The organism is Pedobacter africanus, from assembly GCF_040548825.1.
Lineage (GTDB): Bacteria > Bacteroidota > Bacteroidia > Sphingobacteriales > Sphingobacteriaceae > Pedobacter > Pedobacter africanus_A.
Window position 1 is genome coordinate 1,319,009 of record NZ_JBEPSL010000001.1, and the last position, 11,719, is coordinate 1,330,727.

Sequence of the window (11,719 nt, forward strand, 5' to 3'; positions counted from 1 at the left end):
AACACTTAAATAAACTTCGGACCGAACCTGGCCTTTACATCGGCTACAACCTGTTTAATGCTTTGCTCTTCCGCTCTGGGGCAAATCAGTAAGGTGTTGTTAGATTCCACTACGATGTAATCGTGCAGTCCCTGTAAAATAACCAGTTTATCCTTCGGGACATTAACCATACAGTTCGATGAATTGAACATCATTACTTTTTCGGCCGGGATTACTGCATTTCCAACGTAATCGTGCTCCGCTATATCGTAGATAGAGGCCCAGGTGCCCAGGTCAGACCAGCCAAAATCCGCTGGTAATACATAAACATTGTCTGCCTTTTCCATGATGCCGAAATCTATGGAAATATTGGTGCACTGCTGATAAGCATCGCTGATGAAGTCTTTTTCGTTCTGCGTATTATAAAGCGGGTTGCCCTGTGTAAAGATCTCGTGCATGTCGGGCAGGTGCTTTGAAAAAGCTTTGTTAATAGATTTGGCAGACCAGATAAAGATACCTGCGTTCCATAGGAAATCGCCACTCTGAATAAAGGATTTTGCCAGCTCGAGGTTTGGCTTCTCCGTGAAGATCTTTACCTTATGGATCTGATTGTCGGTTTTTAAAGTGTTCTCGATGTATTGGATATAACCATAGCCGGTATCAGGGCGGCTTGGTTTGATGCCCAGGGTAATGAGGCAGTCGTTGGCCGAAGCCGCCTGTAAAGACTGTTCAATAGCTGCAATGAAAGCATCCTGGTTGGTTATGGTATGATCGGAAGGAGCTACGACAATAGTTGCGTCGGGATTGAGGCTGGCAATTTTCATGGAGCCATAAGAGATGCAGGGAGCGGTATTGCGCATAATCGGCTCTGCCAGGATCTGGTTTGCATGCAATGCCGGCAGTTGTTCCTGAATGATGTCTGTATAGATCTCGTTGGTGACCACAAAGATATTTTCTGCAGGGCAGATTTTCAGAAAGCGGTCGTATGTACTTTGAATCAGTGTTTTTCCAACACCAAAAAAATCAATAAATTGTTTTGGATATTCAGTTCTGCTTACAGGCCAAAACCGGCTGCCAACGCCACCAGCCATTATTAATGCGTAGTTATTCTTATTCATGTCTATAGGAAAGGGTTAAATAATGCCTTCCTGGAGAAGGTCGTGCAAATGTACAATACCAAAATAACTTCCGGCATCAGTAACTAACAATTGGGTAATGTTGTTTTCTTTAATAATTTCGAGTGCATTTATCGCTAAAAGGTCTTTCTCGATCTTTTTAGGGTTAGGGTTCATTAAGTCGCTCGCTTTAATATGGGTTAAATCTGAATGTTTTTCCAGCATTCTCCTGATGTCGCCATCAGTAATAATGCCCAGAATCACATCACCATTCATAACAACTACGGTGCCTAAACGGTTTTGGCTAATTTCAACGATGACATCTTTTACGGAGGCATCAGGATGGATGCTTGGCTTTTGATTTTTCAGGGCCAGATCGCCTGTTTTCAAATAGAGCTTCTTACCCAGTGAGCCCCCCGGGTGGTATCGGGCAAAATCCTGCTCATTAAAATTGCGGGCATGCAGTAAACAGATGGCCAATGCATCGCCCATTGCCAGTTGTGCAGTTGTGCTGGTGGTAGGGGCAAGGTTATGCGGACAGGCCTCTTTTTCTACATGGGTATTTAACACCAGGTCGGCCTGCATGGCAAGCTCAGAGTTCAGCTGGCCAACCATCCCGATCATCGTATTTCCAGACTGCTTCAGCAGCGGAGTCAGTACTTTTATTTCGGGTGTATTGCCACTTTTAGAAATGCAGATGACAACGTCATCTTTCTGGATCATACCCAGGTCGCCATGCACTGCATCTGCGGCATGCATAAAGATAGCAGGGGTACCTGTAGAATTAAAGGTTGCCACTATTTTCTGTGCAATAATGGCACTTTTTCCAATGCCCGTAACGATTACACGGCCCCGGCTTTCAATAATCAGGTTAACTGCTTTAACAAAATCATCATTTATATTTTTAACCAGGCCTAAAACGGCCTGGGCTTCCAGCTCTAAAGTGCTGACACCAGCCTCGATAATAGATTTTTTACTTTTCAAACAGAATTATTTAGTATATTGATGCTTTGAATTAGTGCAAAATTATGTTATTTTGAAGTAAAAATAGCACTGAATATTTTATAGACGAAATGGATGTGAAAAAGTCGTTGTTTGACAACTTACAAACCTTTTTTGGTTTTGATAATTTTAAAGGTGATCAGGAGTCAATAATCACCAATGTTCTTGAAAAGAAGAACACTTTTGTTATTATGCCTACTGGTGGGGGGAAATCCATATGTTATCAGTTACCTGCATTGATGAATGAAGGGACTGCAATTGTTATATCCCCATTAATTGCCCTGATGAAGAACCAGGTAGACCAGTTGCGGGCTTTTGGTGGGAGTGACAGTATAGCACATTTTTTAAATTCTTCTTTGAACAAGACAGAAATTAGCCAGGTTAAGAGTGATTTATTAAACGGACAGACAAAGCTGCTGTATGTGGCACCTGAGTCGCTTTCCAAACAGGATAATATCGATTTCCTGAAACTGATCAAAATATCTTTTGTAGCGGTAGATGAAGCCCACTGTATTTCCGAGTGGGGGCATGATTTCAGGCCTGAGTACCGCAAGATCAGGCATGTCATCAGCGGTTTGGGAGAAGGTATCCCTATTATTGCCTTAACGGCAACAGCAACACCCAAAGTACAGCAGGATATCATTAAGAACCTGGGCATGAGTGATGCTACTTTGTTTAAGTCTTCTTTTAACAGGCCAAACCTTTTTTATGAGATCCGCCCCAAGCGCGATGTTTTAAAGGAAATTATCCGGTACATTAAATACAATACCGGTAAATCTGGGATCATTTACTGTCTGAGCCGTAAAAAGGTAGAGGAAGTTGCCGAATCGTTAAATCTGAATGGCATTAAAGCATTGCCTTACCATGCCGGACTGGAGCCTAAGGTAAGGGCCGAAACCCAGGACAAGTTTCTGATGGAGGATGTGGAGGTGATTGTAGCTACCATTGCTTTTGGTATGGGCATAGACAAACCCGATGTTCGTTTTGTGATCCATCATGACATCCCCAAAAGTATGGAAGGCTATTACCAGGAAACCGGAAGAGCGGGACGTGATGGTGGAGAGGGTGTTTGTATTGCATTTTATACGCAGAAGGATATAGATAAACTGGCCAAGTTTATGAAAGATAAGCCGGTGTCTGAACGAGAGATAGGTACCCAGATTTTAAAAGAAGTGATCGATTATGCTGAATCCGGTGTTTGTCGTAGAAAACAGATCCTGCATTATTTTGGTGAGAATTTCAATGAGACCGGGTGTAATTGCATGTGCGATAATTGCAAAAAACCTAAAAAGCTTTTCGAGGCAGAAGAATCTTTGCTGGTACTTTTAAAACTGATCCGCAACATAGGAGAGAAGTTTGATGATTCGCACATCATTAACGTATTAATGGGGCAGGAAACAGCACAAACGATTGCTTATGAGCACAGTAAACTGAAAGAATTTGGTCTCGGAGTTGTAGAGGGAGAAAATCACTGGAAATCATTGGTAAGGCAGGCAGTATTAAATAATTTCTTGTCTAAAGATATAGATAACTATGGCTTACTGGGGCTGACCAACTCTGGCCGCGATTTTATTGAGAACCCGTATAGCCTCAAATTCATCCTGAACGAGCCTATTGAAAATGCTGCAGACGATGACGAAGATGATGTAAAACATGGTTCAGGAACATTGGATACCCAATTGCTCCAGTTACTGAAGGATTTACGGAAGAAGATTGCCAAGCAAAAGAATGTACCGCCTTTTGTGGTTTTCCAGGATCCATCACTGGAAGAAATGTGTACACACTATCCCATCGCAATGGATGAACTGAAACAGATTTCAGGTGTAGGTAATGGTAAAGCCCTTAAGTTTGGCGCACCTTTCCTGGAACTGATCAAGAAATATGTGGAGGATAACGATATTGAGCGTCCTATAGATCTGATCATTAAAACGCAGGCCAATAAATCGCAGCTTAAAGTTTCTATCATTCAGAACATCGACAGGAAAATTGGACTGGAAGATATTGCAAGGGCAAAAGGCATCACTTACGATGACATTTTAAAAGAGATTGAGGCCATTGTAAATTCAGGAACCAAACTGAACCTCAACTATTTTGTAGACGAGGTGATTGATGAGGACCGTCAGGATGAGGTATTTGATTATTTCCAGTCTGCTGAAAACGATTCCATTGATGAAGCCCTTAAAGAACTGGGAGAAACAGATTATTCGCGTGAAGAGATCCAGCTGATGCGTATAAAATTCATGTCCGAGTTAGGTAATTAATAGCATAACGATAATAATGATCAATTTTTCACTAGATAAATTAAAAAATACAGATTCCGGTAATTTCTTTTTAATGGCTGGCCCCTGTGCAATAGAAGGGGAAGACATTGCCTTTCGTATTGCCGAAAAGATTGTAACCCTAACCGATAAACTGCAGATTCCTTATATTTTTAAAGGTTCTTACCGTAAGGCCAACCGTTCCAAAGGCGGCTCTTTTACAGGCATAGGCGATGAGAAAGCGCTTAAAATACTGGAAAAAATAGGAAAGACCTTTGACGTACCTACGGTTACCGATATACATGAAAGTGCAGAGGCAGCCATGGCTGCCGCTTATGTCGATGTGCTGCAGATCCCTGCTTTTTTATGCCGGCAAACCGATCTGCTGATCGCAGCAGCAAAGACCGGTAAAGTGGTGAACGTAAAAAAAGGGCAGTTCCTTTCCGCAGGGTCGATGAAATTTGCGGTAGAAAAGATTGTAGAATCGGGCAACAACAGGGTAGTCCTGACCGACAGGGGCAATACCTTTGGTTACCAGGACCTGATTGTAGATTACCGCGGACTACCCGAGATGCAAAGTTTCGGGGTGCCGGTAGTGATGGACTGTACACACTCCCTGCAACAACCCAACCAAAGTTCGGGGGTTACGGGCGGCAAGCCGGAGTTGATAGAGACCATAGCCAAAGCAGCTATTGCTGTGGGGGCTGATGGCTTATTTATTGAAACACACCCGGATCCGGCAAATGCAAAGTCAGACGGTGCCAATATGCTCCATCTTGATCTGCTGGAAGAATTGCTGGTTAAACTGATTAAGATAAGAAAAGCGGTTATTTAACCGCTTTTATATTTTAGTGACCACAAAAGAGGTTCTGCGGTTTTGTTTCTTACCGGCCTCAGTATCGTTTGAGACAACAGGTTTGGATTCTCCATATCCTTTAAAAGTCAGCCTTTCCGGGGCAATCTTATTGGCAATCAGGTAATCGTAAACGGATTTGGCCCTTTGCAGGGATAGTTTTTCATTTTGAAGGTTGTTGCCCACATTATCTGTATGGCCTTGAATTTCTATATGAAGCGTAGCGTTATTGGTCAGCAATTCAGCAAGTGTGGTCAATTCGGTTACAGATGCAGGGAGCAGCTGGTATTCATTGGTATTGAAAAAAATGTTCTTCAATACCATATTTTTACCATTAACCAGTTTTTCCAACCCAACAGTTACCAGGAAAGGCTTACTGATATAGGCGCTGTCGAGCTGGTAATTTTCCGAATAAAACAGATACCCATCAGCAGTTACATTAAATGCATAGTTTCCGCCCAGGGGCATAACTGCCAGGAACTCCCCGGTGGCTGCAGAAGTATAATCCTGGTATACCGTTTTCCTGGTCTTTAAATTTACTACCTGCACGTGGGCCTCCAGGAAAGCCTTACTTTCTTTGTCGGTCACAATTCCCTTAACATAAGTAATTGGCCGGGGTTTTTTAGCATCCGGCATTTTAAACTGATAAATGTCCATATCGCCCAGTCCGCCTTTTAAATTAGAAGAAAATAAGGCATTATTGCCATCTGGTGTCACAATTAAGCCGGTTTCTTCATTAAAAGTATTGATTGGATAACCCAGATTTTCAGGTATTGTCCATTTACCCTGCTCATTTACCCTGCTCAGAAAAATATCCTTATTGCCCATTCCGGGCCACCCATCGGATGAAAAGTACAGCGTCTTGCCATCGGGATGCAGAAAGGGGGTATGCTCATCGTATGGGGTATTGATTTCCGGCCCCAGGTTTTCGGGCTGCGACCAGTAACCATCAGCTTTTAAGGAACTTTTCCAGATGTCATAACCTCCCAGACCGCCCGGTCTGTTGCTAACAAAATAAAGCGTGCTGCCATCCGGACTAATGGCAGGCTGTGATTCCCAGTATATGGTATTGATTGGGGCGCCAAGATTAAACGGTTCCCCCCAATCTTTGCCCTCTTTATGGCTTACATAGATGTCGCATCTGCCCAAGCCATCTGGCCGGTTACAGCCAGTAAAAAACAGGTACATCCCATCTGGAGATAAGGATTGTGCTCCTTCATTGTATTTAGTGGTGTTGATCTTTTCACTTAAGGGGACAGGGACCGTCCAGTTTTTTTCTTTCATCCTGGAAATAAAGAAATCCTCATTTCCATCGATGTTGCGGCTGAAAATCAGTTGTGTGCCATCGGCTGTTACAGAAGGAAAATAATCACGGTAGGCCGAATTAATTTCGGGTCCCATGTTTACAGGGTCGTAATTTACCGGCTTTTTTATGGCTTCAATGGCAAATTCACAATCCTTCTGGTATTTTTTTGCCCTATTCAGGAAATCAGGATCTGTGCCTTTATAATTTTGGATGAAGTAAGCTATATTTTTTGAAGCCGAAGCGTAATCACCGGTATTTATGCCAACTTCTGCAAAGCCATAATATAACCTTGGATCGGGATTGCCTCCAAGCCTTATTGCACTGGTATAGCTGGCTTTTGCCTCCTCGTACCTTTTTAACCTTCTGCTGAGATCGGCCAGCTGTATAAAAGCAAATTGAAAAGAAGGATCGGCTTTCAAAGCTTCCTGAAGCAGCGTGGCTGCCTGTTCAAAGTCGTTGCTTTTGAGGTATTCCTGTGCTTTGTCAAAACTACCTTGCGCCTTTTTTACAGGGGAAGTTTGTGCAACTGCAGTTTGCATAAGGGAACATAGGAAGAGGATAAGCGTAATTTTTTTCATCAATGCTACTACTTTAACGACAGATTAAATGTAGCTAAAAAATGACAGGCTATTAAGGGATATTTAAAAACTTATGTGTTTGCAGGGAAATTTCCCATTTAGGGTTGGCCATTACATAATCGATAATCAAGGGGGTGATCTCTTTAGATTTCGACCATTCAGGCTGCAGATAAAGCTTACAGTTGGGCGAGACCGTTTCGGCATATTTCTCTGCCCAGTCAAAATCACTCTTGTTAAATACAATTACTTTTAACTCATTGGCAAAAGGGGTAATATCCGGGCGAGGTGCTTTAAACTTTTTAGGCGATAAACAGATCCAGTCCCAGTTTCCTGAAAGGGGATAGGCACCCGACGTTTCTATAAAGGTGAGAATGCCTTTCTGTTGTAAAGCCCTGGTCAGGTAGTCCAGGTTATAGATCAGGGGCTCACCACCTGTGATAACTACAGCTTTACCAGGAAAACCGGCAGCTTTTTCTACAATAGCATCGGCAGGGGTTAAAGGGTGCAGTTCCGCATCCCAGCTTTCTTTCACATCGCACCAGTGACATCCGACGTCACAACCGCCCAAACGAATAAAATAGGCAGCTTTTCCTGTATTAAATCCTTCTCCCTGTATCGTATAAAACTCTTCCATTAAAGGAAGTAATGTGCCGTCTTCCGGTATTTGATGTGCCATATAAAGGCTGCAAAGGTAAATAAATATCCCGTCAAAATAAGATTATCTGTATCTTGAGCGGAAGATATGACCAATGGATGAATAAATTAAAGTGGCATAAAATTGATTTTAAGGCAGCTGAACAGGATTTTGTACGGCAAATTGAGATAGATGGCAAAAAGCTATGCCTGGTAAAACATCAGGGTGAATTTTTTGTGGTACAGAATTATTGTCCACATGCCGGAGGAGTATTGAGCGCCGGTTGGTGTAAGAATGGGTACCTGGTTTGTCCGATCCATAGATGGGAATATAACCTGCACAATGGACGTGGGGCAGAGGGACAGGGCGATTACATCGATACCTATCCGGTTGAAATGCGTGATGACGGCCTGTATGTTGGCCTGAAGGAAAGCTGGATTAAACGCTTTTTTGGAAGCTAGAGCTACTAACTGTAGATTTCTTTTTTGGCAGATGCCAGGGTATTTTTCAGTAAACCTACAATCGTCATTAAACCTACGCCGCCCGGAACAGGGGTAATCCACGAAGACTTAGGGGCTACATTTTCGAAATCAACATCACCAAATAATTTATAACCCGACTTGGTCTGTTCTGAAATTTCCCTGTTGATGCCCACATCGATAATGATGGCGCCGGGTTTCACCATGTCTGCCGTAACAAAATTCTTTTTGCCAATAGCAGCCACAATGATATCGGCCTGCAAGGCAAGTTCTTTTAAATTTGCGGTGCGGCTATGGGTAAGGGTAACGGTACAGTTTCCCGGATTGGCATTACGCGCCATTAAAATGCTCATAGGGCTACCTACAATATTGCTGCGTCCTACAACCACACAGTGTTTGCCTGTAGTATCAATCTGATAAGCTTGCAGCATCAATAAAATGCCATAAGGTGTTGCCGGGATGAAGCAGGGCAGGTTGCGCATCATTCTGCCCAGGTTTACCGGGTGAAAGCCATCTACATCTTTACGGTAGTCGATTTTCTCCGTTACCTTTTCAGGGTCGATATGCTTAGGCAGGGGTAACTGAACAATTAACCCGTCTACACCCGCATCCTGATTTATTTCTTCAATTTTTTGCAGCAGTTCAGCCTCTGTTACGCCAATATCATACCTGATCAGGGATGACTGGAAGCCAACCTTCTCACAGTTTTTCATTTTACTGGCCACGTAAGTTTCACTTCCGCCGTCATTACCTACCAGAATCGCTACCAGATGTGGTTTTCTGCCACTCTTAGCTAAAAAATCTGCAGCTTCCGCCGCTATTTCCTGTTTTATTTTTTCTGATGCGAATTTTCCGTCAAGTAACTGCATGAATTGATGATGTTGTTTTAAAGTTCAAATATAATCAGCAATGCTTTACATTGCATGAATTAGTCTAGTTTTAATACGGCCATAAAGGCGGTCTGAGGAATCTCTACGTTACCCACCTGGCGCATACGTTTCTTTCCCTGTTTCTGTTTTTCCAATAGCTTACGTTTACGTGAAATATCACCGCCATAACATTTGGCGGTAACATCTTTACGTAATGCACTGAGTGTTTCTCTTGCAATAACTTTTGCTCCTATAGAGGCCTGGATCTTGATCTCGAATTGCTGACGCGGGATCAACTCTTTCAGTTTTTCGCAGATTTTCTTTCCGAAATCGTAAGCGTTGCTGCGGTGGATCAGTGATGATAAGGCATCTACAGGCTCTTCGTTCAAAAGCATATCCAGCCTTACCAGATCCGATTTGCGGTAACCCACCTGGTGATAGTCGAATGAAGCATAACCTTTTGAAATGGTTTTTAATTTATCGTAGAAATCGAAAACAATCTCTCCCATGGGCATCTCAAATACAAGCTCCACACGATCTGAGGTCAGGTAAGACTGGTTAACGATAATCCCCCTTTTCTGGATACAAAGTGACATCACGGGGCCAACAAATTCAGCCTTGGTAATGATGTTTGCTTTGATGAAAGGCTCTTCTACTGAATCCAGTTTACTGGGATCTGGTAAATCAGATGGATTATTTACAATAACTTCGTCGCCTTTGGTTGTACGTGCAATATAAGATACGTTGGGTACCGTTGTAATTACGGTCATGCCGAATTCACGTTCCAAACGTTCCTGGATAATCTCCATGTGCAGCATGCCGAGGAAACCGCAACGGAAACCAAAACCCAGTGCTGCAGAACTTTCCGGTTCAAAAACGATAGAAGCGTCGTTCAGCTGCAGTTTATGCATGGCTTCACGCAATTCTTCGAACTCATCTGTATCTACTGGGTAAATACCTGCGAATACCATTGGTTTAACCTCTTCAAATCCCTGGATAGATTCCAGTGCCGGCCTGTCGACTGTTGTGATCGTATCACCTACTTTTACTTCACGGGCTTCTTTGATACCGGAAATGATATAACCCACATCGCCGGTTTTAACCGAGTTGCGTGGCGCCATATCCAGTTTCAGGATACCAACTTCATCGGCCAGGTATTGTTTGCCCGTATTGATGAATTTAACTTTGTCACCCTTTTTAATTTCACCATTAACTACTTTATAATAAGCAATGATTCCCCTGAACGGGTTAAATACAGAATCGAAGATCAATGCCTGTAAAGGTGCCTCAGGATCGCCAACCGGAGCGGGAACACGATCTACAATGGCCTGGATGATATCCGGGATACCCATGCCGGTTTTGCCGGATGCAGGAATAATGTCTTCACGTTTACAGCCGATCAGATCAATGATCTGGTCTTTTACTTCTTCAGGCATGGCCCCTGGCAAATCCATCTTATTCAAGATGGGGATAATTTCAAGGTCGTGCTCTAAGGCTAAATATAAGTTTGAAATGGTTTGTGCCTGGATACCCTGCGAGGCATCTACAATAAGCAATGCACCCTCACAGGCTGCAATAGAGCGGGAAACTTCATAAGAAAAGTCTACGTGTCCCGGTGTATCAATCAGGTTGAAGTTGTATTCAACATCTCCAACCTTATAATTCATTTGTATGGCATGGCTCTTTATAGTGATCCCACGTTCACGCTCCAGATCCATGTTATCCAGCAATTGGGCCTGTGCCTCGCGCTGGCTAATGGTTTGGGTGTATTCCAATAAACGGTCAGCTAAAGTGCTTTTGCCGTGGTCAATATGTGCAATTATGCAAAAATTACGTATGTGCTTCATCAGTGGCGCAAATATAAGATTTTGCCTTGATTATTTTCTTGGAATTTCATCAGGGTTTTAACCGGCCTGGTTTGCCAGTTCAATTAAGCGTTGTACTGTCTCGCTGTCAGTCAGTTCATAGCTAAATTCATCGGCCACCGCACCCATGTTGAGGCGGGTGTTCCTGAACTGCATCTGGCTCTTAACAGGTCCTTTTGCAGAAGCATGAAATTCGACGGCCCCCGTAGTTTGGATGAGCTGTATGATGTTGCTGGCAGAAACACCGGCACCGGGCATAACAATGATTCTGCCTTTTGCCTGATGGATCAATGCTGCGATGGTTTGGGCCCCTTTGATAGCAGAAGCTTCCCCACCGGAGGTAAGCACCCTTTCGCAGCCAAGCGAGATGATGTCTTCCAGTCCCTGCTGTAAGTCGTTACACATGTCAAATGCGCGGTGAAAGGTAACCGGCATAGGTGCGGCCAGGGCAATCAGTTCTGCACATCTTTCTTTATCAATGCTGCCGTTGGCTTTCAGAATTCCGATAACTACACCATCGCAGCCCAGTGATTTACAGGCCAGGATATCGTTTTTCATTAAATCAAACTCTAAGTCTGAATACAGAAAGTCGCCACCCCTGGGTCGTATAATAGGGTATACTTTTATAGATAGCAACTTTTTTGCCAGTGCAATCTGGGCATAACTGGGGGTGGTTCCACCTTCAGGTAAATTGTCGCACAATTCCACACGTATGGCTCCGCCTTTCTCCGCTGCTTGTGCTGATGCCACAGAATTGGCACAAACCTCCATATTTACCATT

At 43.3% G+C, this 11,719-nt stretch carries 10 protein-coding genes; 3 read left to right on the top strand and 7 right to left on the bottom strand.

Annotation, left to right across the window (positions count from 1 at the left end; genetic code table 11):
- Positions 1-5: 5 nt before the first annotated feature.
- Together ABIE26_RS05350 and ABIE26_RS05355 are read right to left on the bottom strand one after the other, a co-directional pair.
- On the bottom strand, positions 6-1,097 hold the full coding sequence (locus tag ABIE26_RS05350; protein ID WP_310139218.1) for a mannose-1-phosphate guanylyltransferase: 1,092 nt from the start codon (positions 1,095-1,097) through the stop codon (positions 6-8).
- Between the two features lie 15 nt (positions 1,098-1,112).
- The gene (locus ABIE26_RS05355; RefSeq protein WP_310139216.1) at positions 1,113-2,078 is read right to left on the bottom strand and encodes a KpsF/GutQ family sugar-phosphate isomerase; all 966 of its coding nucleotides are present in this window, start codon (positions 2,076-2,078) and stop codon (positions 1,113-1,115) included.
- An 89-nt stretch (positions 2,079-2,167) separates the two neighbouring features.
- Here ABIE26_RS05355 and recQ point away from each other — a divergent pair, with 89 nt between their 5' ends.
- Together recQ and kdsA are read left to right on the top strand one after the other, a co-directional pair.
- A complete protein-coding gene (gene recQ, locus ABIE26_RS05360; protein ID WP_310139213.1) occupies positions 2,168-4,357 on the top strand; it encodes a DNA helicase RecQ in 2,190 nt (729 codons plus the stop codon).
- 16 nt (positions 4,358-4,373) lie between these two features.
- Positions 4,374-5,189 (top strand): 3-deoxy-8-phosphooctulonate synthase, encoded by an 816-nt coding sequence (gene kdsA, locus ABIE26_RS05365; RefSeq protein ID WP_310139210.1) that lies wholly within the window; start codon positions 4,374-4,376, stop codon positions 5,187-5,189.
- A 6-nt stretch (positions 5,190-5,195) separates the two neighbouring features.
- Here kdsA and ABIE26_RS05370 read toward each other — a convergent pair whose 3' ends face one another.
- Positions 5,196-7,091: an OmpA family protein gene (locus ABIE26_RS05370; protein WP_310139208.1), complete on the bottom strand. Its 1,896-nt coding sequence runs from the start codon at positions 7,089-7,091 to the stop codon at positions 5,196-5,198.
- Between the two features lie 52 nt (positions 7,092-7,143).
- Positions 7,144-7,767: a 7-carboxy-7-deazaguanine synthase QueE gene (locus ABIE26_RS05375; protein WP_310139206.1), complete on the bottom strand. Its 624-nt coding sequence runs from the start codon at positions 7,765-7,767 to the stop codon at positions 7,144-7,146.
- A gap of 77 nt (positions 7,768-7,844) precedes the next feature.
- On the opposite strand from ABIE26_RS05375, the gene ABIE26_RS05380 reads away from it, so the two are divergent.
- On the top strand, positions 7,845-8,186 hold the full coding sequence (locus tag ABIE26_RS05380; RefSeq protein WP_310139204.1) for a Rieske (2Fe-2S) protein: 342 nt from the start codon (positions 7,845-7,847) through the stop codon (positions 8,184-8,186).
- Between the two features lie 5 nt (positions 8,187-8,191).
- On the opposite strand, the gene ABIE26_RS05385 is transcribed toward ABIE26_RS05380, so the two are convergent.
- The 3 genes from ABIE26_RS05385 to ABIE26_RS05395 are packed head-to-tail and all read right to left on the bottom strand — an operon-like array spanning position 8,192 to position 11,718.
- Positions 8,192-9,073 (bottom strand): bifunctional 5,10-methylenetetrahydrofolate dehydrogenase/5,10-methenyltetrahydrofolate cyclohydrolase, encoded by an 882-nt coding sequence (locus ABIE26_RS05385; protein ID WP_310139202.1) that lies wholly within the window; start codon positions 9,071-9,073, stop codon positions 8,192-8,194.
- A gap of 59 nt (positions 9,074-9,132) precedes the next feature.
- On the bottom strand, positions 9,133-10,920 hold the full coding sequence (lepA, locus tag ABIE26_RS05390) for a translation elongation factor 4 (protein WP_310139199.1): 1,788 nt from the start codon (positions 10,918-10,920) through the stop codon (positions 9,133-9,135).
- A gap of 57 nt (positions 10,921-10,977) precedes the next feature.
- Positions 10,978-11,718, bottom strand: a complete 741-nt coding sequence (locus tag ABIE26_RS05395) for a copper homeostasis protein CutC (RefSeq protein WP_310139198.1) — start codon at positions 11,716-11,718, stop codon at positions 10,978-10,980.
- Position 11,719 lies beyond the last annotated feature (1 nt).